The sequence below is a fragment of the Fictibacillus sp. NPDC058756 genome (genome assembly GCF_042746035.1).
In the GTDB taxonomy this organism is placed as follows: Bacteria; Bacillota; Bacilli; order Bacillales; family Fictibacillaceae; genus Fictibacillus.
This window is the reverse complement of sequence record NZ_JBHYPU010000001.1, coordinates 1,391,600-1,413,885: the sequence shown is the minus strand read 5'-3', so window position 1 is coordinate 1,413,885 and position 22,286 is coordinate 1,391,600. Positions and strand designations below refer to the sequence as shown.

Sequence of the window (22,286 nt, the reverse complement as noted above, 5' to 3'; positions counted from 1 at the left end):
ACTCATTCTCCTTGTTGGATAGGTATAGGTTGTTCAGATGCAATATTTTCAATTACTTGGTAGAGCATCGTTAATTTTACTTTACCATTCGAGACCTTTTGTTGCCAAACTTTTTCACCTTTAATTTTTGCATCTTCAGGGAGTTTTTTAAGCAATTCTTTTTTAGCCATCTTTTTCCCAACCTCTATAGCTTCCGCTTTCGTGTAAGTCCGTTTTACTCCGTCTGTTTCCCGGATCTCTTTTTTTATATAAGAAACGGGCATCTTCCACTTTGCCAGATAAAGAGGACTTTCGTTTAGTGTTTCCGTTTTATCCTGAAATTCTCCATCAGTAAATCCATATATCGGAATATTTAATCCAAACAAAGAAACATAATGTCTATTTTCAAACTTTCCTGTATACGTTTGAAAAGAAGTATTTAAAGGGATTTCCACCTTGGTTTCGTACCAAACTTCACCTAAGATTTCACCTTTTGCACTTACAAGTTCCGGTTTTTTTTCTTTGCCGATATATCCGGATACCAATAAAGTTCCCTTTTGTACATAATCATTTACAGTTACTACTGGTTGTCCTTTTTCAACGAATAAAGAATGGATAACTGCTTGTTTTGTGGCGACGAGATGTTTAGGTCCTGTAATTGGTTTTTCCTTTGGTATCTCTTTTTCTACGACTTCAAATCGATACGATGTTCCATGCTGTGTAACGCCTATCCAAGTGACATTTCCCATTTTTTCTGTTAGCTGTCTCTGGACCTCTCTTACATTCGGCAGTAAAAAAATAAACTTTCCTTTTTTTACTCCTATTTCTAATGCAGCTTTTCTAAGCTCATATTCAGTTTTAGGATTTGCGCCGATGACATTAATATTCCAAATCATATTAGATAATAAAAACAGAATGAAAATAAATGAGACCATGCCAAGTATAAAACCATTTCTTTTCCACATTTTTTTAAGCAGAAACGGGGTTCCTTTTTTTTCCTTAATTCTAATTTTCAGCTTATTTTGTTTCAAAATAACTTTTGCTCTCTGGATATCTGGAACTGAAATTGACACATGCACACGCTCACCATCGAGGGGTTTGATGTCCCAAATTTGTATCCCTGACTGTATACAAGTGTTGATGAAAGAGCTGGACTCTTGTCCAATAATTTCAATTCTCACATATCCTTTAAAATTATTGTTCCATTTGCTTTTCATATTGTCCCTCCATATCCTAGAAACTTTTAATCGTTTTCAAAATCCACTGAAGAGATGTTTCCTTCTAATAGAATCTCTTCTGGAAGAATGGTTTTAATGACAAATTCCCTGCCCGAAATGACGAGAGTGCCTTGTTTCAATTTGAGCTTGAGCTGTTCATTGGAAAAAGCTTTTACGCCCCTGTGATTTTCTATATAAATGTGTAATTGTCCAATCATCGTTATCCGGGGTAAATCCATTACTACGTCTGCTGGTAATTCAAGGTTCTGCATCATCCATTTGCTTACTTGCTGCCGCAATTTTCCCATAAAAAAACCCCCTCTCTCCATTTTTATGAGAGAAGGGGGCAAACTATCACATTATTTCTTTGTTTGCTTTCAGTTACATTCATTTTTGCAGTGCTTTAGGCTTCGAAAGAATTTCTGACCATATAACTGCTTTTTGAAGTTCTTTTTGATCTGCTTTGAAGCTGCCCAGGATAGCTTCTTCTTTATCCTGATAACGATTCGAGTTGCTTTTATGCTTTAAATCCTCATACCGCTTAGTGATTGCTTCTTTTCTATCGGGTCTCTTTTCCGGTGAAATCGTAATGTCTCTTTCGGGCTGACTAACATCTTCTCGCGGAACTCCAAATGGAGAAGCTTTTTGTTTAGGCTGCTCATTCGTCCGCTTTGCAGGTGCAGGTCTATTCGCATTCTTTGTATCGTTCAATCTTTTAAAGAAGCTGTATAACCCGCCAGCGATAATAACGACAAAAGCGATATTTGCAATCAGGATATCAATAATCGCTTCAACGATATTCATGATTACATTTTCCGTCCTTTATCATCGTTCTCTTTATCTGGATTAGAAGACTTACTAATTGATTCTCTCATAGTTGTATCTGCCATAATGTTTTTCATGTTCATGTAATCCATAAAGCCCATATTACCTGAACGCAGAGCTTCGGCTAATGCCATAGGTACCTCTGCTTCTGCCTCTACAACTTTTGCTCTCATTTCCTGGACTCTTGCTTTCATTTCTTGTTCGTTCGCTACTGCCATCGCACGTCTTTCTTCTGCTTTTGCCTGTGCAATATTCTTATCTGCCATTGCTTGATCTGTTTGCAGTTCTGCACCAATATTTTTGCCAATATCAATATCTGCAATATCAATCGAAAGAATTTCGAAAGCTGTTCCTGCATCCAGACCTTTTGAAAGGACTGTTTGAGAAATCATATCGGGGTTCTCAAGTACTTTTTTATGTGTTTCAGAAGAACCGATTGTACTAACTATTCCTTCACCAACACGAGCGATGATTGTTTCTTCACCAGCTCCACCCACAAGCCGGTCTATGTTGGCACGTACCGTGATTCTAGCTTTTGCTTTCACTTCGATACCATCCAAAGCTACACCAGCGATAAAAGGAGTTTCTATCACTTTTGGATTAACACTCATCTGGACTGCTTCAAGTACATCACGGCCTGCAAGGTCGATTGCCGCAGCTCTTTCAAAGCTAAGTTCGATGTTAGCTCGGTGTGCAGCAATCAATGCATTTACTACACGGTCAACGTTTCCTCCTGCGAGATAGTGGCTCTCAAGCTGGTTTGTACTTAATTCTAAACCCGCTTTTACTGCTTTAATCAATGGATTTACGACACGGTTTGGAATGACCCTTCTTAATCTCATTCCTACTAATGTAAAGATGCCTACTCTTACTCCTGCAGCCAGTGCAGAAATCCAAAGCATTACGGGGACAAAGGTAAACAATACTGCTAAAGCAATTACTATAAGACCAATGATTACAATACTTGCAATCGAGCTAAGTTCTAACATTAACAACACACTCCATTCATTCTATATTTTCGGCCAGCCTCACTACGACACGGCCCCCGCTTACTTTTACAATTTTAACTTTTTCATCTTTTCCGATAAAAGCGCCTTCAGATACTACATCAATATACTCGTCATCAATTTTCACACTGCCAGCAGGTCGTAACGGTGTAGCAGTAATCCCAGTCTTTCCGGTTAGATCAATACGCTCACTGTGCGAAAGGTACCCTTTTTCAGAACTTGTTGAATCGAAGAGCACTAACCGTTTTAGCGGACCATTATAACCAAACGAGCGGATGAAGAAGTATGAGCCAATGATTGTTACAATAATGGCTATCGCAATCGCGATAAGAATTCCTGATAAAGAACCACCTGCAAGTATCAAACCAGTTAACATGGCCACCACCCCAATTATACCCATAATACCTCCGGGCAAAAATATCTCCATTATGATTAAAATAATTCCTATTCCGAACAAAATGATTGCTTCCCAGCCTGCTAAACCAGCTATCATATGACCATAGAAAAATAAAAATAATGACAGTGCCCCTACAGATCCTGCAATACCAAACCCTGGTGTATATAACTCAAGAACAAGCCCTAAGCTTCCTAAAGAAAGCAGTATCGGCACAATAACTGGATTTGTTACAAAACGGGCTATTTTATCAGCAAAAGTAGGTTCCGATTCTAAAATCTTAGCATCTTCCAGGTCTAAATAGGCTAATAGTTCCTGTCGATCCTCAGCAATCTTTTCAGCATAGCCCACTTTTAAAGCTTCACTTGCAGTTAATGTAAGAAGATCCCCTTTCTTTAACCCAAGCTCAGGAATTTCAACATCAGGATCGACCATAGCCTCTGCATATAATGGATCCCGATCGTTAAGTTCTGCTGCCGCCAGCATCTCTGCCTTCCATGCTGATTCTGCCTTTTGTCCTGCTGTATTTCCCTGGCTGTCTATAACAGCGGCTGAACCAATCGTAGTAGAAGGTTTCATAACGATGTCATCTGCATTTAATGCTATATAAGCACCTGCAGAAAAAGCATTTTTCACAACGTACGCAGTAATTGGTATGTCTGTTTCCCTCATCAGTTTTGCTATATGTATTGCTGCGTCTACCCGTCCGCCTGGAGTATAGATCTCGAGTACGATATGGTCAGTACCATCCTCTTCAGCTTCATTAATATTTCTTTCTAAAAAAGCCTCAAGACCTCTTTCAACTTCATGCTCAACTGGAATAAATGTTACGGTTTTCCCTTGACCAGCTGAAAAAACTTGCTGAGTTGATAATAAACCGTAAATTCCCCATATAAAACATAAGGTATAGATCAGCAATCGGGTCCTTTTCACGAAAATCCCCCCTTCTCCTTCTATTTTACGTTAATTTATGGGAAAAGTTTCAATAAAAAGTTGTCGGCGCAGACTTTGTTGTTATTTTAGAAGGCTGTTTTGTAATCATTGTACCAATTGAAACAGTGGATAAAGTGTACAAGTACTATTACAGGGTAGAAGCTAATTTTTACATGGTAATCTGGAATTATTCCATTGAAATCACCAATAATTCCACACTTAAAGAAATTTATCGAATTTTCGACAAGTACAAACTAAAGAAGTCATTCTCATGGGTATTAAGCTTTCTTATCTTAGTTCTTTTCTGAAAGATTGTTGCTTACAAAATATTTTTTCTTTAGCTTCATTGATAAGTTGATTGGAGTGCAAGGTGCGAGACTCCTGCGGGACCAGTGGGACAGGTGAGACTCCTAATGGTGCTAAGCGCCAAGGAGGCTCACCGCCCGCCCCGCGGAAAGCGCGCACCTGGAACGGAAATCAACTACTTTCACATAAAACGATAAAGATTTGCGAAAACAACTTTTAAAATAAGAAAACGCCCTGTATAAATACAGAGCGTTTGTCAATTTCAATTATGATAATTGTTGCTGCACTATACGGTTAACGAGACCGCCATCGGCTTTCCCTTTAACTTTAGGCATAAGTGCACCCATAACTTTACCCATGTCAGCTTTAGAAGCAGCCCCAGTTTCTGAAATTGTTTGAGCAACAATTTCAGAAAGTTCTTCTTCATTCAGCTGTTTAGGAAGATATGGCGTAAGAACAGCAATTTCATCTTGAAGACCTGCGACTAAATCATCGCGGCCAGCTTTTTCGAATTCTTGGAGGGAGTCTTTTCTTTGTTTCATTTCGCGTACAAGAACGGTAAGCTCTTCTTCCTCATTTAATTCGCGCCCTTGCTTAATAGCCTCATTTTGAAGAGATGCCTTTAGCATGCGAATAACAGAAAGCTTTTGCTTGTTCTTGTCCTTCATCGCTTGTTTCATATCTTGGTTTAAATCATTAAGAAGACTCATATTACTTACACCCCGCTTAGAACTTACGCTTTCTTGCTGCCTCAGCCTTCTTCTTACGCTTTACGCTTGGCTTTTCATAATGCTTGCGCTTTTTAACTTCAGCCAATGTTCCATCTTTGGAAACGGATCTTTTAAAACGACGAAGAGCATCATCAATGGATTCATTCTTGCGAATACGTGTTTCTGCCATTTGTATTTCCCTCCCTCCAGACCATCCTTACATAAAGTAAAGATGCGTCACATATCTTTTGCCATTATAATATATCCTTGCAATACGGTCAACTTAATTTAAACAAGTTGGTCGGAGAGAAAAGGTAATTATTCTAGAATAAAAATTAATAATCTGAAGTAGATGTTCCGCCTTCAACAATTGCGATTCCTGCACTTGCACCAATACGTGTCGCACCAGCTTCGATCATAGCTAAAGCTGTCTCACGGTCTCTAACTGCTCCAGAAGCCTTTACACCGATGTTTGGTCCAACAGTTTCACGCATCAGCTTAACATCTTCAATAGTTGCTCCTCCAGTAGAGAAACCTGTTGATGTCTTAACGAAGTCAATTCCAGCTTTTACAGCAATTTCACATGCTTTTACTTTTTCTTCATTCGTTAAGAGAGACGTTTCGATGATGATCTTTGTGAGTGCTTTGCCTTTTGCAGCTTCAACAACTGCACGAACATCTTGTTCAACTAGTTCATAGTTGCCATCTTTTAAAGCTCCGATGTTAATAACCATATCAACTTCAGTAGCACCGTTTTCAATTGCATTCTTTGTTTCAAATGCTTTTACTTCCGGAGTGTTGGCACCTAGAGGGAACCCGATTACAGTACAAACTGCTACGTCCGAATCTTTCAACTGTTCAAATGCTGTATATACCCAAGTAGGGTTTACACATACAGAAAAGAAATTATATTTTTTAGCTTCTTCACAAAGAGTCAAGATCTCTTTCTTTGTAGTTTCTGCTTTTAAAGCTGTGTGGTCAATCATTCTTGCAACATTTAAATTGCTCAAAAAAAACAATCCTTTCTAAACTTAAAAATTAAATACCGTAGTATCATACCAAATTAATCGAAATAAATCGAGCTACTCACAAAAAACATCCTGGTATGAACTCCAGGATGTTAGCTTGAAACAGCATGCTTCAGGATTTCTTCCATTTCTTGTTTTACAAATATACCTTTATTATAAGGATACCCAGCTTCAGTGATTTTCACTTTCACTAATTTGCCAATCATATCTTCATTACCTTCAAAGACAACCTTTAGGTAGTTTGTCGTGTAACCAACAAATAAATTCTTGCCTGGTTCATCCTTAAACTCTTCTTCCGGAATTACTTCAACTACCGTATCTTCATAATCTGATGCATATTCTTTTGCTAATTGATCAGATAGAGAGATCAATTTATGAACTCGTTCGTTCTTTATATCTTCAGGAACCTGATTTTCCATCTTGGCAGCAGGTGTACCAGTGCGTTTTGAATAAGGGAACACATGAAGTTCCATAAATTTATGGTTTTTAATGAAATGATACGTTTCCATAAATTCTTCTTCTGTCTCTCCTGGAAAACCTACAATGACATCAGATGTAATTGCAAGTCCAGGCAAAGCTTCTTTTAACCGGTCAAGACGTTCACCGAACATTTCCATAGAATACTTTCTTCTCATGCGCTGAAGAACCGTATTTGAACCTGATTGTAAAGGAATGTGGAGGTGAGGAACGATTTTTTCAGAATTACCCATAACCTCAATCACTTCATCTGAAATCTGGCTCGCCTCAATAGATGATATACGTATGCGTTTAAGTCCTGTAATATTTTTATCTAAATCACGGAGCAATTTGGCAAAAGAATAATCTTTCATATCTTCACCATAACCAGCAGTGTGAATCCCCGTCAGAACGATTTCTTTATAGCCTGAATCCACTAATTGCTGTGCTTGTGACAGAACATCTTCTGGTTTTCTTGAACGCAATAACCCTCTTGCCCAAGGAATGATACAGAATGTACAGAAATTATTGCAGCCTTCCTGAATCTTTAAAGATGCTCTAGTTCTGTCAGTAAAAGCAGGTACGTCTAATTCTTCATATACTCTAGCCTTCATGATGTTGGATACACCATTAATAGGCATTCTTTCTTCCTGATATTGCTGAATGTACGTAAGCATCTTGGACCGATCTTGTGTACCGACAACAACATCTACTCCAGGAATAGCCATAATCTCAGCAGGTGAGGTTTGAGCATAGCATCCTGTAACACAAATAACTGCATCAGGATTTTTTCGTATTGCACGTCTAATTACCTGCCGGCTTTTTTTATCCCCTGTATTTGTTACAGTACATGTATTGATTACATAAACGTCCGCTGTGCTGTCAAAATCAGTTCTTTCGTATCCTTCAGACTGAAAAAGCTGCCAGATCGCTTCTGTTTCGTAATGATTGACTTTACAGCCTAAAGTATGAAAAGCAACAGATGGCATTTTCATCACCCCTTTAATTCAAAATGATAAGAAATAGCAGATAAAATATATAATGGAGCTGTTTCGGTCCTTAAAATTCTTGGACCCAGTCCGCATAATTCAAATCCATGTTCTTTAAGGACCATCGCTTCTTTTTCGCTTATCCCGCCTTCTGGACCTATAACGCAAAGAAGATTATCTCCTTTTGCAATCTTCTTTAAAGCAGAAGAAAAACGGCTGTATTCTTGCAGTTTAGCTTCCTCTTCATATGCAACGATTTTTATATTATACTGTTCTGCTACTTTTAGCAAATCAGAAAAAGACCCAGGATTCATAATCACTGGAATCTTGTTTCTATGCGATTGTTCAGCTGCTTCTTTAGCGATTTTTTCTAAACGTTCCTTCTTTTTAGCTGCTTTTTTATCGTCCCATTTCGCAACTGAGCGGTCAGCAGAAAAAGGAAAGAAAGCTGAAGCTCCAAGCTCGGTTCCTTTTTGAACAATGTATTCAAGCTTATCTGCTTTTGGAAGGCCTTGTGCAATGGTGACCGTAATAGGCATCTCTGAATCTGATTCCAGCTCATTTACAGCCTTTGCTTCTATAACGTTCCCGCCTAGGTCAAGTATCTCACAAACCGCAGACCTGCCATTATTGTCACAGCATATAATGTTGTCTCCCGGCTGCATTCTCATAACCTTAGAAATGTGTTTTGCATCTTCATCTTTTATGAAAACACGGTCATTTTCCCAGCTTTCAGCGGGAACAAAATACCTTTGCATTTTGAGCACTTCCTGTTCTTATTTCTGATTTTGAGCGACGATCGCCACCCAATCTTCCATCTCCAAGATTTCAATAATCGTAAACCCTTGCTGTTCTAACTTTGCTTTAACATCACGTTTCTTTCCTTGTATGATGCCTGAAGTAATGAAATAGCCGCCTGGTTTTAACACTTTGGCTGCATCATCGACGAATAGGAGAATGATTTCTGCAAGAAGATTGCCGACAATAAGGTCTGCAGGACCTGATATCCCTTTCAGTAAATCATTTTGATCAACATGAACTTTATTATGCACTTTATTCAGCTTTACATTTAAACGGGCACTGTTAACTGCTACTTCATCCAGATCATAGGCATCTACCTTGCCTGCACCGAGCATTGCAGATGCAATACTTAATACTCCGGATCCTGTTCCTACGTCAATTACAGTATCGCCTTCTTGAATATATTTTTCAATTGCCTGCAAGCTCATGACGGTAGTGGGATGAGTTCCGGTTCCAAACGCCATTCCAGGATCCAATTCAATAATTAACTCGTCAGAATGGACAGGTACGTACTCCTCCCAAGTCGGGGTAATAGTAATTCGCTTCGATATTTTGACTGGCTTATAGTATTTTTTCCATGCCGTCGCCCATTCTTCTTCGTTAACTTCAGAAATTGAAATGGTATTCGCACCAATATCGATATCATATTTTACAAGGTTTGTAATGGCCTGCTTAATCTCTTCAACGGTCTCTCCTAAAAAACTATTTACAGGAAGGTATGCTTTTAAAATGACACCTTCAGAAGGATAGTCAGAAGGATTAAGCTGATAGATTTCACCAAATACGGATTGGCGCTCTTTTGAGAGGTCATCCACATCCTCAATCACAACTCCGCTTGCTCCTGCTTCATGTAAAATATTTGATACTGGTTCAACAGCTTCCTGAGTAGTGTGGATGCTAATTTCTGACCATTTCATCATATCAACTCCGTTTTTAAGATTAAGAAGGTTTTTGTTACTCACCTTTAAAAGCACGTTTTACTTTATCAAAAAATCCATCTTGCTGTTCATCGGGCAGACTTCCGCTTATTTCAGAGAAATCTCGAAGCAGCTGCTTTTGTTTTTCTGTTAAATTTTTAGGTGTAACAACTTTTACTTGTATGTGCTGATCTCCCTGACCGCGTCCATGAACATTTTTCACGCCTTTTCCTCTCAGCCTGAAGTGTGTTCCAGTTTGTGTACCAGCAGGGATCTTCAATTTTACTTTTCCGTATAGAGTAGGCACTTCTATTTCATCACCTAATGCTGCCTGAACAAATGTTAAAGGCATTTCACAATAGATATCGTCCCCGTCACGCTCGAAAAATTCGTGCTCAGCCACTTGGAAAACAACATAAAGGTCACCAGCAGGACCGCCATTCACTCCAGGTTCACCATGTCCTGACATACGGATCTGCTGACCATTATCTACGCCAGCAGGAACTTTTACGGAAAGCTTTTTATTCTTGCGTACTTTTCCTGCTCCGTGACATGTATTACATTTTTCTTTAATAATTTTCCCTTTACCGCTGCAATGATTACATACTCTTCTGTTGACGATGCGTCCAAATGGAGTGTTTTGCTCAACATTCAGCTGGCCGCTGCCATTACAGTGTGAACATGTTTCTGGTTTTGTGCCTGGCTTAGCCCCAGAACCATGACATGTACTGCATGTTTCTTCAGTTGGAATCTGAATCTCAGTTTCCTTACCAAATACCGCTTCTTCAAATGAAAGGCGAAGCCCATATTGAAGGTCGTTTCCTTGTCGCGGTGCGTTTGGATTACGTCTTCCGCCGCCACCGCCAAAGAACATATCAAATATATCACCGAATCCTTCAAAGCCAGCTCCTGCTCCACCGAATCCCTGATTAGGGTCAGTATGCCCAAACTGGTCGTAGTGTGCTTTTTTCTGTGGATCGCTTAACGTTTCATATGCTTCTTTTACTTCTTTAAACTTTGTTTCCGCATCTGCCTCTTTATTCACATCAGGGTGATACTGTCTGGCAAGCTTACGGTATGCTTTTTTCACCTCGTCATTGGAGGCGTTCTTATCTAATCCAAGTACTTCGTAATAATCTCTTTTACTCATAATAGGACACTCCCGAATTCTCACATAAAAGTTATCTTACCATTGAATACCACATGACTCAAGACGAATCTGCAAACACCAGCGAGTCAAGAGTCTGTAAAAAAATCATTGCTTTTCAGAAGGCTCTTCTCTAAAAAGATTGTTGCTTTCGGCTCATTTTTCTCTTCATTGACAAGTTGATTGGAGTGCAAGGTGCGTGCTACCACAAGAGAAGCTTCTCGCTAGGCATGCGACGAGGAAGCTCACGTCGGTAGCATTTACTTGTAGACGCAGGAGCAAGGATACTTCCATGAAGAGGACAGGTGAGACTTCTAATGGCGCAAAGCGCCGAGAAGGCTCACCGCACGCCCCGCGGAAAGCGAGCATCCTGTAACGGAAATCAACCACTTTCAAGAGCATCAAAGCTTGCGAAAACAGCTTTTTCAGAAAAAAAGTCAAAGTCAAGATATCCTGACTTTGACTTTTTATTGCTAGTTCTTATTTTTTATCATCGTTTACTTCTTCATAATCAGCATCTACGATATTATCATCATTTTTGCCTTCTGCATCGCCTTGTTGAGCTTGTGCTTGTTGTGCCGCTTGCTCATAAAGTTTAACAGATAGCTGCTGTACGATTTCACTTAATGCTTCTTTTTCTTTCTTAATTGCTTCGATGTCGCTGCCTTCAAGTGCTTTCTTCAAGCTCTCTTTAGCTTCTTCTGCCTTTTTAACCTCAGCTTCATCTACTTTACCTTCAAGGTCTTTCAATGTTTTATCAACTGTAAATACAAGCTGATCTGCTTCGTTTCTTGTGTCAATCTCTTCACGTTTCTTCTTGTCAGCTTCAGCATTTTCCTCAGCGTCTTTTACCATGCGTTCAATCTCATCATCTGAAAGTCCAGTAGAAGACTTAATCGTGATTGATTGCTCTTTATTCGTACCAAGATCTTTCGCACGTACGTTAACGATACCATTTGCATCGATATCAAAGCTTACTTCGATTTGAGGTACTCCGCGTGGTGCCGGAGGAATCTCAGATAATTGGAATCTTCCAAGAGTCTTGTTGTGCGCAGCCATCTCACGCTCACCTTGCAGGACATGGATGTCTACAGATGTCTGGTTGTCAGCAGCTGTTGAAAACACTTGTGATTTCGATGTAGGGATCGTTGTGTTTCTGTCAATCAATCTTGTGAATACGCCACCCATCGTTTCGATACCAAGTGAAAGCGGTGTAACGTCAAGAAGAACTACATCTTTAACATCTCCTGCTAGAACTCCACCTTGGATCGCAGCTCCAAGTGCTACTACTTCATCAGGGTTAACACCTTTATGCGGCTCTTTGCCAGTAAACTTTTTGATCGCTTCTTGAACTGCAGGGATACGAGTTGATCCACCTACTAGAATAACTTTATCAATGTCAGATGGCGACATTCCCGCATCATTTAATGCCTGGCGTGTAGGTGCCATCGTACGCTCAACTAGATCAGAAGATAAGTCTTCAAATTTAGCTCGTGATAAGTTTAACTCTAAGTGCTTCGGTCCAGATGCATCAGCTGTGATAAACGGTAAAGAGATCTGAGTAGAATTTACACCAGAAAGATCTTTTTTCGCTTTTTCAGCTGCATCTTTTAAACGTTGAAGAGCCATTTTATCTTGAGAAAGATCAATACCATTCTCTTTCTTGAATTCACTTACTAAATAATCAATGATTACTTGGTCAAAATCATCTCCACCAAGTTTGTTGTCGCCTGAAGTTGACTTTACTTCGAAGAAACCATCACCTAGTTCAAGGATTGATACGTCGAACGTACCTCCTCCAAGGTCAAATACAAGAATTGTTTGATCTTCATCTTTTTCAAGACCATAAGCTAGCGCTGCAGCAGTAGGCTCGTTAACAATACGCTCAACTTGAAGACCAGCAATCTGTCCAGCATCTTTAGTAGCTTGACGTTGAGCATCGTTGAAATAAGCTGGAACTGTAATAACAGCTTTCTCAACTTTTTCACCAAGATAATCTTCTGCATGTGATTTAAGTTTTTGAAGGATGATTGCTGAAATCTCTTGAGGAGTATAATCTTTTCCTTCAACCGTTTCTTTGTGGTCTGTACCCATATAACGCTTGATAGACATGATTGTGTTTGGATTTGTAACAGCTTGACGCTTCGCTACTTCCCCAACAGAACGATCTCCATCTTTAAAAGCTACAACAGATGGTGTTGTACGGTTTCCTTCCGGGTTAGGAATAACTACCGCTTCTCCACCTTCCATAACAGCAATACAAGAGTTTGTTGTACCTAAGTCAATTCCGATGATTTTACTCATGTTTTTTCCCTCCATAAAAAATATGTAGTTTTATGCGTTTACTTTTACCATAGCAGGACGTATAACACGGTCCTTTAACATATAGCCTTTTTGCAATTCTTCAATAACAGTGTTTGACTCGTACTCTGAATCTTCCACTTGCATTACAGCTTGGTGCATATTCGGATCAAACTTTTCACCAACTGTTGGTACTTCTGTTAGACCTTCTTGCTTTAACACATCAGCTAACTGGCGATATACCATTTCCATTCCTTGAATCAAGGTTTTGGCTTGTTCGTTCGTAGCTTCAGTTTTCAAAGCACGCTCAAAGTTATCTAGAGCAGGTAATAGTTGTTCAAGCAGACTTTGAGATTTATATTTTAGGCTTGCAGCCTGTTCTTCTCTTGTACGGCGGCGGAAATTATCGTAATCCGCTTGCAGACGAAGGTTCTTTTGACTCGCTTCTTCAAGCTTTAATTCAAGCTCCTGAATTCGCTGCTTCTCTTCTGTTAATGTTTCTTCAACAGATTCTTCAGGAATATTATCTTCTTGAACTTCTTCATCAAATGCAGTATCTACTGTTTCTTCATTCAGATCAGTTTCTGTTTTGTTCTGTGTCGTTTCCTCTTTGTTCATGCTTTCACCTCCCTAAAATGCTTTATTTAGAAAAATCATTTAAACGGTTCGTCATTTCCCTGGATAAGGAATCAAGCAAAGATATCACTCTTTTGTATTCCATTCTTGTCGGACCGATTAAAGAGATCGTACCGATATGTTTGCCGTGCATCGTGTATGAAGCATTAATGACACTGCAATTCTTCATCGCTTCATGCTCGTTCTCCGTCCCGATTTTAACCGTTACACCTTTTTCGGTCGAAGAAACAAGCTTCTCCATCAAGTCGCGTGTTTCCAAAAAGTCTAAAAGCGGCCGTACCTTATCAAGATCTCTAAACTCTGGCTGGGAAAGCATATTTGTTTTCCCCCCGTAAAACAGCTTTTCCTTTTTGCTCCACAAAAGAAGCTGATCCAGGAAAACGCTCATATTTTGATAATCCTTCAGATGTTTTTTAAATACAGCTGACAGTTCCATCTGAATTCTGCTGTTCAGCTCTATTAATCGGACACCTGCAAGTCTTTCATTCAGAATATTAACAAGCTTCTCCAAATCAGACGGCTCGATAGAATTCGGCAGCACAATCTGTCTGTTTTCAACATGACCGGTGTTCGTTACAAATATCGCTACTGCCATCTGTGATGACAAAGGAATGATCTGCATGTGCCGAAGTTTCATATCAAGAGCGTTCGGACCTAGAACAACAGAAGTATAGTTCGTTAAATCTGATAAGATTTTTGCTGATTGGTCAAATAACACTTCAGCTTCTTGAACCTTTTCAGTAGATAAAAGTTCAGTTCTGTCCATTTCGTTCGGCGAAACAGACAATGAGGGCAGCAGGTGATCCACATAGAATCGATAGCCCTTTTCAGACGGAATCCGTCCAGAAGAAGTATGGGTTTTCTCTAAGAATCCAAGATCCTCAAGATCTGCCAGTTCATTGCGAATCGTGGCAGGACTGTAGGTAATGTCTTCTCTTTTAGAGATTGTACGGGAACCTACAGGCTCAACATGCTTGATGTAATCATCTATTAAAACACGCAAGATATAGAGTTGGCGTTCCGATAACATCCCATCACCCCATTTGTTAGCACTCATCAGAAGCGAGTGCTAAATCTATAATATAAGTTACCAAAAGGTAGTCTTCGTTGTCAATCTAAAACTACACCAATAAATTCTTGGAATACTTCATTCCCGAGAGGTCTACCATCTTTTGTGAGGAAGAGCCTTCCATCATGTTTTTCAAGCCAGCCTTTTTGAATCATTCTTTGAATAGGTTCTTTATATATATCGAACATCGAACGGCCATATCGATTAATAAAATCTTGATCTGAGACTCCTTCTTGTTTACGAAGGCCCATAAACATTTCTTCTTCCATCTTTTCTGTAATCGGAACAGGATGCTCTTCTATATAAGGAAAGCCTTGTTCCTCTATCAAATTCATATACTGCTTTAAAGGACCTGCGTTCCTTCTTCTAGTACCCTCCACATAACTGTGTGCTCCTGCTCCAATTCCAAAATATTCGTTATTGTTCCAGTATTGGAGATTATGCTTGCTCTCAAACCCGGGAATCGCAAAATTGCTGATCTCATATTGCTTGTATCCCTTTTTATCGAGAGTTTCAATTAAATATTCGTACATAGCGGCTTCAAGCTCTTGATCTGGCAAGATGAGCTTACCTTTTTGGGCTAAATTATAAAATACTGTTTTCTTTTCAATCTGCAATGAGTAAGACGATATGTGCGGAACATCTAAAGCTAGCGCTTCGTCCACTGACTCCTTGAACATATCCATCGTTTGTCCTGGCAAACCAAACATCAAATCAATCGACATATTGTGTATTCCTGCTGCTTTAGCTTCAGCAACAGTTGAATACACATCTTCCCTGTTATGTGTTCGGCCTAATTTTTTTAACAAAGATGATTGAAATGCTTGTACGCCTATACTCAGCCTGTTAACCCCGTTATCTTTTAGAACTGCGATTTTTTCTTTTGTTGTTTGTTCAGGATTCGCCTCAACAGTGAATTCTTTTACGGATTTGTTTCCTAACACTTCGTTTACATCATTTAAAAAGGTATTCAGTTGATTTTCACTTAAAGAAGTGGGGGTACCCCCTCCTACAAAAATCGTCTCCATTTCATAGCTCTTAAACCTGGAAGTCGTATTCAGCATCTCTTTTTTCATGGACGCTAAATACTCCTCTACTGGCTGCTGATGAATGAAAATCTTGTTAAAATCACAATAGTGACAAATTTGGACACAGAATGGTATATGAAGATATGCCGCTTTAAGCACGTTGTTCACCGCCTTTTATTCTCATAAATTGGGAAAGACCGCTAATATTGCCTTCGCGGTCTTATAATGGTTTTTATTTATTGTTATTAGTATCATCCATACGAAGAACGGCCATAAACGCTTCTTGCGGAACATCTACTCGACCAATTGTCTTCATTCGCTTCTTACCTTCTTTTTGCTTATCTAATAGCTTACGTTTACGTGAGATATCCCCGCCATAACATTTTGCTAAAACGTTCTTTCTTAATGCCTTGATGTTAGAACGAGCGACAATCTTCTGACCAATCGCAGCTTGAATTGGCACTTCAAACTGTTGACGCGGAATCAGTTCTTTTAGCTTTTCAACGACAACTTTACCACGCTCATATGCGAAGTCTTTATGAACAATAACAGACAATGCATCAATCTTTTCATTGTTCAGCAATATTTCCATTTTAACCAGCTTTGAAGGTTTATAACCAATCAACTCATAGTCAAGAGAGGCGTACCCTTTTGTACTTGATTTTAACTGATCAAAGAAATCATACACGATCTCAGAAAGCGGAATCTCGTAAAGAACGTTTACGCGATTGTTTTCTAAATAATCCATCGTCATGAAGATACCGCGTTTCTTTTGGCAGATCTCCATAATCGTTCCGACATAATCATTCGGTGTCATGATTGAAGCTTTTACATATGGTTCTTCAACAACAGAAATCTTCTGTGCTTCAGGCATATTTGCAGGGTTATCGACGACTATTTTTTCCCCATCCGTCATCGTAACGTTATAAATAACGCTTGGTGCTGTTGCGATTAGATCGATGTTAAATTCACGTTCAATACGTTCTTGAATGATCTCCATATGAAGAAGTCCTAAGAATCCGCATCGGAATCCAAATCCAAGGGCTTGAGATGTCTCTGGCTCATATTGAAGAGCAGAATCATTCAATACAAGTCGTTCTAACGCTTCACGAAGATCGTTGTACTTTGCCGTGTCTACTGGATATAGTCCGCAATATACCATTGGGTTCATCTTTCTGTAACCTGGAAGTGGCTCTGTTGCCCCTTTTACGGCACTAGTAATCGTATCACCGACTTGTGTATCGCCAACGTTTTTGATGGATGCCGTTAAGAAACCAACATCACCAACCGTTAAAAAGTCTTTCTGAACCGCTTTTGGAGTAAACACCCCTAGTTCAAGTACTTCAAACTCTTTACCAGTTGCCATCATTTTGATCTTATCGCCGACCTTAACAGTTCCTTCTGCCACTCGAATATACGTAACTACGCCTCTATATGGATCATATAAAGAGTCGAAGATCAGTGCTTTAAGCGGACCTTCAGGATCACCTTGAGGAGCTGGCACTTTTGCTACAATCTGCTCTAGAATGTCTTGAATACCAATGCCTGCTTTCGCTGAAGCAAGTACTGCTTCTGATGCATCCAGTCCGATAACATCTTCAATCTCCTGGCGTACTCGCTCTGGCTCAGCACTCGGCAGGTCAATTTTGTTAATAACTGGCAATATCTCCAGGTCATTCTCAAGAGCTAAATACACGTTCGCTAACGTTTGTGCTTCAATTCCTTGAGCAGCATCTACGATAAGCAGCGCTCCCTCACAAGCTGCTAAGCTTCTAGACACCTCGTATGTAAAGTCTACGTGTCCTGGGGTATCAATCAAGTGGAACGTATAAATCTCACCATCTTTTGCTTTATATTGAAGCTGAACGGCATTTAATTTAATCGTTATTCCACGTTCACGTTCTAAGTCCATTGAGTCTAACAGCTGTTCTTTCATCTCACGCTGTGTTAGAGCACTTGTTTCTTCCAAAATTCTGTCAGCTAAAGTAGATTTCCCATGGTCAATATGTGCAATGATGGAAAAGTTTCTGATCCTAGCTTGTCTTTTTAATTTTTCTTCTCTGTTCATTATACGTTCACTCCTACAATTTTAGGAAAAGTCACTAGCTTTGATTATAGCAATACAAGATACCTCTTTCAATCACAACCTGTAAAAATAGGGATTTGAACAAAAAAGAACCTTTAAAGATCTGCCCTTTAAAGGTTCTTATGGAGAGAATACATCAAGCATCTCTTGAATAATGATGCCTAGCACTGAAATCATGACACTGAAAGCTGATGAAATCCATGAAGTGAGTTTTTGTCCTAAAGCAGAAAAAACATTAAACGAATCAATCTTATTTAAAGTTTCCTGTTTCGCTTTTATATCATGGCTAGATATTTTATCAACACCGTCATTTTCTGAAGAAAAGCTATCATTCATTGATTCTATGCTCTCTTTATTAGAAGCACCTTTTAGTTCATTCATTTCAAAATGTGCTTTTTGAATACCAAATAAAACACCGAACAAAAGTAAGGCTGTAATCCCAAAACACTTTAACATAAATTTCGTCATTGGTTTTCCCCCTTGTTTACGAGGATGTACGATTTAAATTTATGCAGCAGCTTGTCCAAACATGACTGTTTATTTCATCTCTGTTGCTATTAGGAACGGTTGATTTCCACTGAAGGATGCTCCCTTTCCGCTCCAATCAACTTGTCAGCGGAGGCTTCACAAAACAAAAAAATAATCTTTTAGAAACTAGGCTTTTTTAATGCGTATACGACGAAGTGTTTCCTTGATCTATCTGCCCGTGAAGTGCAGTATTCAGACCGTTTGCTAAAACGTTCGCCATATCTTCAATAAACACATCTACTTCTTTAGGAGTAACCATCAGATTATGCCCGATCGGCGCCAATACCTCACGAATTAAACGCAGCTTTTCATCATCCTCCAACACCCCGACAATTCCTAGAAACGACTTTCTGTGTTCGTCTTTTGGCATATCCTCATCTGTTAAGACTTTCTTTTCTCCAAATGTCATACCAGCAGGAAGGAGCGACTTAGACGGCTTGTCTTTTTCGTTCATTTCCCTGCCGAAGTGCTTTAAAATAAAATCGATTGTATCACTTGTAATGGTAGCCGCATCAACGACAGTAGGGATTCCAATTGAAATCACAGGGATGCCGAGCGTCTCTTTACTCAATTCTTTACGCTTATTTCCGACTCCGGAACCTGGGTGAATACCAGTATTCGATACTTGAATCGTTGCATTCACTCTTTCGATTGACCGGGAAGCTAACGCGTCAATTGCAATTACAAAGTCTGGATTAACCCTTTTTACAATCCCGTCGATGATATCACTAGTTTCGATTCCTGTGATTCCCATTACACCCGGAGAGATTGCACAGACTGGCCTGAAACCTTCTTCAACATTCTCAGGCGCCAGCTCGAAAAGGTGCTTAGTAATCGTTAAGTTTTCTACCACGAGCGGTCCAAGTGAATCCGGCGTTACATTCCAGTTTCCTAATCCCACTACTAAACATGTATCGTCCTGTTTCACGCCTTCTTCTTTTAAAAATTGATGAAAATCTCTTGCGAATACTTCCTGTACTTGCTGCTGAAGTTTTGAGTCTTTTTCACGGATTCCCTGAACTTCAAAAGTTAAATATAATCCTGGTTTTTTCCCTGTAGTTTCTGCGCCTTTTTCATCGATTTCTACTCTCACACACTTAATTCCATCTTTGTTTGTTTCATTTATAATGACACCTTCAAGAGTACTTTTATTTACAACTTCATCTTCTTTTAATAACATATCGTGTGCTTCAATAGCTAAATCCGTACGAACTGAATAACCCTGAAGGTCTAAATCTTTACCCATAATCTGCCACCGTCCTTTCTCTTATTTTTGCCGCAACTGTTCCTTTTCATTCTTGTATTGCATTTAAATCACGATTTTGATAGAATACTTTGTGTCCTATTTTTTGCAACGGATAGCAATTTTGTTGCATCATGGTTCATTTAGGGAGGTGAATGGATTGGCTAATATTAAATCAGCGATTAAACGTGTAAAAACAAACGAAAAGCGTCGTGCTCACAACGCTTCACTAAAGTCTGGCATGCGTACTGCGATCAAAAACTTTGAAGCACTTGCAGCTTCAAACAATGCAGAAGGTGCTCAAACGGCATTTGTTACTGCTTCTAAGAAGATTGACAAAGCAGCAAACAAAGGACTTATCCACAAAAATGCAGCTTCTCGCCAAAAGTCTCGTCTAGCGAAGGCTTTAAACGGTGTTAACGCATAAATTTAAGGATGAAACCTGAAAAACGGCCTTACACCAATAGGTCGTTTTTTTATTTTGCTGTTTTCGCAATGTTTGTTGCTCTTGGTAGTGGTTAATTTCCGTTTCAGGTTGCTCGCTTTTGTGCGTTGAGCCTCCTTGACGCTTTGCGCCATTAGTCTCACCTTCAACTGAAAAAACCGTTGAATTTCACCGGTGTTTCTTTTAAATCATAAAAAAGAATCAAACCACCTCAATAAAGAGCTGGTTTGATTCTTTTTTTGCATACAAACATGTAAGATTGTAGCGGAAGGGTACTGACTCCTCGAAAATGAAATTCACATTTTCTTCGTGCGAGGCAATGCTGCCGAAGCCTTCCTTGTCCTGCGGGACGAGTGGGACAGGTGAGACCCCTAAAGGCGCGTAGCGGCAGGGGGCTCACCGCCCGCCCCGCGGAAAGCATGTACCCTGGAGCGGAGATCCCCGCATTCAACATTTTATTTAGGGACTTTTTCAGTGCCCTCTTATACGAGGGAGCTGGTTTTTTGCGCTTGTGAGAGTTTGATAATTTCCATTTCTAACAGCAGTGTCTTATCCATTTGTCCTGTTTTCATCTTATAATCTGTTTCTGCAAAATCATCGAGGCAATTTCTTAAAAATCTCTCATCAAATTGACTGGCATGCTTACCTGCTAATTTTACTGCGTATGGATGCAGTTTGAGTGCAGAAGCAATCTGCTTCTCTCCATAACCCTTTTTTTGAAGTTCTTTCACTCCATTGATTATTCGGAACTGACGCGTAATTAAAGCATGTATTTGAATAGGTTCCTGATTTTGTTTCATTAGATCATAAAAACTTCTTAACGCATGCTCTGTACGTTTATGTACAACGTGATCCACGAGCCCAAAAACATCATCTTCTAAAGTTCTGACAACTAGCTCATCCACAGTTTCTTTTGTAATGTTACCGTTCACCCCGACAAACAAGGCCATTTTCTCAATTTCTTTTGCTAAAATAGACATTTTCGTGCCCAATCTTGAAAGAAGAAGTTCAATTGCATCCGTTTCAATTGAAACATTCAAGGATTGAGCTTCCTTAAAGAGCCACTTTTCTGCAGTCTCATTGCTTAATTGAGATACTTGAATGATTTCAGCCTGTGATTTTAATTGTTTGACTATTTTTTTTCGTTCATCAAGTTTTTCATAAGGGACAACGATCACAAGCGTTGTATATTCTGCTGGATTTTGTATGTATTGTTCGAACACTCTAAAATCATGTTCTAATTTAGCCTTATCTTTAGCCGCTGTAAGAAAAGCAGCATTTTTCATGACAACAATCCGGCGGTCACCTAAAAAAGGCATCGTTTCGGCGTCTTCCATAACTTCCTGCACAGAAATTTCATCCAGATTATGTATACTCAGATTGAAGTCTCTTTCATCTGGAGCCAACAAGGAAGAAATCGCTTGTATGGCTTCCTCAGCTAAGTAAAGTTCGGTTCCCCATATTAAGTAAATAGGAGATGTGTTTTTATTTTTTATGTTTTTTTTCAATGCATCGACTGTAAGCACCTTTTTCACCTCCCTTTAATCCTATGGTGAATAGAAGTGTTTTGCAAGCAAAAGAAGGAACAGAGCACAAGCCCGTTCCTTCATTTATGATAAACACCAACACCTGAACTTTTACAGCTCACGAGCCGGCTTTAATTAGGATATCCTATGCGCAAAATTTTTATTGGTTACAACCAATAGGCTTTGTTGCTCTTGTAAGTGGTTGATTTTCGTTCCAGGTACTCGCTTTCCGCGAGGCGTGCGTTGAGCTTCCCTCGGCGCATAGCGCATGCGGGGTCTCACATTCAAAGAAGCATTTGTGCTCCTGCGTCTTCAAGTAAACTCAGCGAAGCGTGGTTCCTCGTCGCATGCCTTGCGAGAAGTAATCTCAGGTGGTTGGCACGCACCTTGCCAATTAACTTTCAATGAAGAGATGTAACAAAATACTCAAAAGCAACAAACTTTTAGAAAAGAGCATTTTGATAAAAGAGTGAAAGAAAGCATTTTCAGTATGGATTTTTTGAAAATGATAACGTATACTAAGGATGGATTAGGAGGGTTGTCACATGAATCATTTCGAAAAAGATGTACAGAGCAAGCGTAACGACCTTATTGATTCCGGAGTTGGCTTTGTTGTAGCGTTTGGATTTTTTACAGTTATTTTTGCCATCGGAGTCATTCTTAAAGCTATTGCATAATACATAAAAAAGAGCCAAATACTCGTATTAGGCTCTTT

The 22,286-nt window shown here is 39.4% G+C and carries 22 protein-coding genes; 2 read left to right on the top strand and 20 right to left on the bottom strand.

From position 1 onward, the window contains the following. Positions 1 to 2: 2 nt before the first annotated feature. The 19 genes from yqfD to gpr form a co-directional block, all read right to left on the bottom strand. Positions 3 to 1,196: a sporulation protein YqfD gene (yqfD, locus tag ACFW35_RS07015; RefSeq protein WP_379844677.1), complete on the bottom strand. Its 1,194-nt coding sequence runs from the start codon at positions 1,194 to 1,196 to the stop codon at positions 3 to 5. Positions 1,197 to 1,222: 26 nt separating this feature from the next. Next, positions 1,223 to 1,504: a sporulation protein YqfC gene (gene yqfC / locus ACFW35_RS07010; RefSeq protein WP_379834838.1), complete on the bottom strand. Its 282-nt coding sequence runs from the start codon at positions 1,502 to 1,504 to the stop codon at positions 1,223 to 1,225. Positions 1,505 to 1,583: 79 nt separating this feature from the next. Beyond that, on the bottom strand, positions 1,584 to 2,000 hold the full coding sequence (locus ACFW35_RS07005) for a hypothetical protein (RefSeq protein ID WP_379844675.1): 417 nt from the start codon (positions 1,998 to 2,000) through the stop codon (positions 1,584 to 1,586). 2 nt (positions 2,001 to 2,002) lie between these two features. Next, positions 2,003 to 3,010 carry a flotillin-like protein FloA gene (gene floA / locus ACFW35_RS07000; RefSeq protein ID WP_066291082.1) on the bottom strand — a complete coding sequence of 336 codons (1,008 nt, stop codon included), beginning with the start codon at positions 3,008 to 3,010 and terminating at the stop codon, positions 2,003 to 2,005. Between the two features lie 16 nt (positions 3,011 to 3,026). After that, positions 3,027 to 4,361: an NfeD family protein gene (locus tag ACFW35_RS06995; RefSeq protein ID WP_379847415.1), complete on the bottom strand. Its 1,335-nt coding sequence runs from the start codon at positions 4,359 to 4,361 to the stop codon at positions 3,027 to 3,029. 566 nt (positions 4,362 to 4,927) lie between these two features. Continuing rightward, a complete protein-coding gene (locus tag ACFW35_RS06990) occupies positions 4,928 to 5,371 on the bottom strand; it encodes a GatB/YqeY domain-containing protein (protein WP_379834842.1) in 444 nt (147 codons plus the stop codon). Positions 5,372 to 5,387: 16 nt separating this feature from the next. Continuing rightward, positions 5,388 to 5,561, bottom strand: a complete 174-nt coding sequence (gene rpsU / locus ACFW35_RS06985; protein WP_066237650.1) for a 30S ribosomal protein S21 — start codon at positions 5,559 to 5,561, stop codon at positions 5,388 to 5,390. 145 nt (positions 5,562 to 5,706) lie between these two features. Further along, positions 5,707 to 6,357, bottom strand: a complete 651-nt coding sequence (gene deoC, locus ACFW35_RS06980; protein WP_379847413.1) for a deoxyribose-phosphate aldolase — start codon at positions 6,355 to 6,357, stop codon at positions 5,707 to 5,709. Positions 6,358 to 6,491: 134 nt separating this feature from the next. Beyond that, positions 6,492 to 7,844 carry a tRNA (N(6)-L-threonylcarbamoyladenosine(37)-C(2))-methylthiotransferase MtaB gene (mtaB, locus tag ACFW35_RS06975; protein WP_379844674.1) on the bottom strand — a complete coding sequence of 451 codons (1,353 nt, stop codon included), beginning with the start codon at positions 7,842 to 7,844 and terminating at the stop codon, positions 6,492 to 6,494. Positions 7,845 to 7,849: 5 nt separating this feature from the next. Continuing rightward, entirely contained in the window at positions 7,850 to 8,602 is a 753-nt protein-coding gene (locus ACFW35_RS06970) for a 16S rRNA (uracil(1498)-N(3))-methyltransferase (RefSeq protein ID WP_379844672.1), read from the bottom strand. A gap of 18 nt (positions 8,603 to 8,620) precedes the next feature. Continuing rightward, positions 8,621 to 9,562, bottom strand: coding sequence for a 50S ribosomal protein L11 methyltransferase (gene prmA, locus ACFW35_RS06965; protein ID WP_379837126.1), 942 nt, complete (start codon positions 9,560 to 9,562; stop codon positions 8,621 to 8,623). A 37-nt stretch (positions 9,563 to 9,599) separates the two neighbouring features. Next, positions 9,600 to 10,712, bottom strand: coding sequence for a molecular chaperone DnaJ (dnaJ, locus tag ACFW35_RS06960; protein ID WP_379844670.1), 1,113 nt, complete (start codon positions 10,710 to 10,712; stop codon positions 9,600 to 9,602). A gap of 477 nt (positions 10,713 to 11,189) precedes the next feature. Next, positions 11,190 to 13,013, bottom strand: a complete 1,824-nt coding sequence (gene dnaK, locus ACFW35_RS06955) for a molecular chaperone DnaK (protein ID WP_379834849.1) — start codon at positions 13,011 to 13,013, stop codon at positions 11,190 to 11,192. Positions 13,014 to 13,043: 30 nt separating this feature from the next. Next, a complete protein-coding gene (grpE, locus tag ACFW35_RS06950) occupies positions 13,044 to 13,628 on the bottom strand; it encodes a nucleotide exchange factor GrpE (protein WP_379844669.1) in 585 nt (194 codons plus the stop codon). Positions 13,629 to 13,650: 22 nt separating this feature from the next. Continuing rightward, positions 13,651 to 14,676: a heat-inducible transcriptional repressor HrcA gene (gene hrcA, locus ACFW35_RS06945; protein WP_077359110.1), complete on the bottom strand. Its 1,026-nt coding sequence runs from the start codon at positions 14,674 to 14,676 to the stop codon at positions 13,651 to 13,653. An 80-nt stretch (positions 14,677 to 14,756) separates the two neighbouring features. Then, positions 14,757 to 15,902, bottom strand: coding sequence for a radical SAM family heme chaperone HemW (gene hemW, locus ACFW35_RS06940; RefSeq protein ID WP_379844667.1), 1,146 nt, complete (start codon positions 15,900 to 15,902; stop codon positions 14,757 to 14,759). Between the two features lie 73 nt (positions 15,903 to 15,975). After that, entirely contained in the window at positions 15,976 to 17,811 is a 1,836-nt protein-coding gene (gene lepA, locus ACFW35_RS06935) for a translation elongation factor 4 (RefSeq protein ID WP_379844665.1), read from the bottom strand. A 138-nt stretch (positions 17,812 to 17,949) separates the two neighbouring features. Continuing rightward, positions 17,950 to 18,297 (bottom strand): DUF3679 domain-containing protein, encoded by a 348-nt coding sequence (locus ACFW35_RS06930; RefSeq protein ID WP_379844664.1) that lies wholly within the window; start codon positions 18,295 to 18,297, stop codon positions 17,950 to 17,952. Positions 18,298 to 18,493: 196 nt separating this feature from the next. Then, entirely contained in the window at positions 18,494 to 19,603 is a 1,110-nt protein-coding gene (gene gpr / locus ACFW35_RS06925) for a GPR endopeptidase (RefSeq protein ID WP_379844662.1), read from the bottom strand. A gap of 157 nt (positions 19,604 to 19,760) precedes the next feature. Here gpr and rpsT point away from each other — a divergent pair, with 157 nt between their 5' ends. Beyond that, entirely contained in the window at positions 19,761 to 20,027 is a 267-nt protein-coding gene (gene rpsT, locus ACFW35_RS06920) for a 30S ribosomal protein S20 (RefSeq protein WP_379844660.1), read from the top strand. Positions 20,028 to 20,527: 500 nt separating this feature from the next. Here the strand turns inward: rpsT and holA are convergent, their stop codons facing one another. Continuing rightward, the gene (holA, locus tag ACFW35_RS06915; protein ID WP_379844658.1) at positions 20,528 to 21,571 is read right to left on the bottom strand and encodes a DNA polymerase III subunit delta; all 1,044 of its coding nucleotides are present in this window, start codon (positions 21,569 to 21,571) and stop codon (positions 20,528 to 20,530) included. Positions 21,572 to 22,116: 545 nt separating this feature from the next. Here holA and ACFW35_RS06910 point away from each other — a divergent pair. Beyond that, positions 22,117 to 22,248, top strand: a complete 132-nt coding sequence (locus ACFW35_RS06910; protein WP_379834860.1) for a YqzM family protein — start codon at positions 22,117 to 22,119, stop codon at positions 22,246 to 22,248. Positions 22,249 to 22,286: the final 38 nt, after the last annotated feature.

Coding starts and splice junctions, on each gene's coding strand:
- hrcA (WP_077359110.1), bottom strand. CDS start 14,676: ATGTTATCGGAACGCCAACTCTATATCTTGCGTGTTTTAATAGATGAT.
- ACFW35_RS06930 (WP_379844664.1), bottom strand. CDS start 18,297: ATGACGAAATTTATGTTAAAGTGTTTTGGGATTACAGCCTTACTTTTG.
- ACFW35_RS07005 (WP_379844675.1), bottom strand. CDS start 2,000: ATGAATATCGTTGAAGCGATTATTGATATCCTGATTGCAAATATCGCT.
- ACFW35_RS06990 (WP_379834842.1), bottom strand. CDS start 5,371: ATGAGTCTTCTTAATGATTTAAACCAAGATATGAAACAAGCGATGAAG.
- gpr (WP_379844662.1), bottom strand. CDS start 19,603: ATGGGTAAAGATTTAGACCTTCAGGGTTATTCAGTTCGTACGGATTTA.
- mtaB (WP_379844674.1), bottom strand. CDS start 7,844: ATGCCATCTGTTGCTTTTCATACTTTAGGCTGTAAAGTCAATCATTAC.
- deoC (WP_379847413.1), bottom strand. CDS start 6,357: ATGATTGACCACACAGCTTTAAAAGCAGAAACTACAAAGAAAGAGATC.
- lepA (WP_379844665.1), bottom strand. CDS start 17,811: ATGAACAGAGAAGAAAAATTAAAAAGACAAGCTAGGATCAGAAACTTT.
- dnaJ (WP_379844670.1), bottom strand. CDS start 10,712: ATGAGTAAAAGAGATTATTACGAAGTACTTGGATTAGATAAGAACGCC.
- dnaK (WP_379834849.1), bottom strand. CDS start 13,013: ATGAGTAAAATCATCGGAATTGACTTAGGTACAACAAACTCTTGTATT.
- rpsU (WP_066237650.1), bottom strand. CDS start 5,561: ATGGCAGAAACACGTATTCGCAAGAATGAATCCATTGATGATGCTCTT.
- ACFW35_RS06970 (WP_379844672.1), bottom strand. CDS start 8,602: ATGCAAAGGTATTTTGTTCCCGCTGAAAGCTGGGAAAATGACCGTGTT.
- floA (WP_066291082.1), bottom strand. CDS start 3,010: ATGTTAGAACTTAGCTCGATTGCAAGTATTGTAATCATTGGTCTTATA.
- prmA (WP_379837126.1), bottom strand. CDS start 9,562: ATGAAATGGTCAGAAATTAGCATCCACACTACTCAGGAAGCTGTTGAA.
- grpE (WP_379844669.1), bottom strand. CDS start 13,628: ATGAACAAAGAGGAAACGACACAGAACAAAACAGAAACTGATCTGAAT.
- yqfC (WP_379834838.1), bottom strand. CDS start 1,504: ATGGGAAAATTGCGGCAGCAAGTAAGCAAATGGATGATGCAGAACCTT.
- yqfD (WP_379844677.1), bottom strand. CDS start 1,196: ATGAAAAGCAAATGGAACAATAATTTTAAAGGATATGTGAGAATTGAA.
- ACFW35_RS06910 (WP_379834860.1), top strand. CDS start 22,117: ATGAATCATTTCGAAAAAGATGTACAGAGCAAGCGTAACGACCTTATT.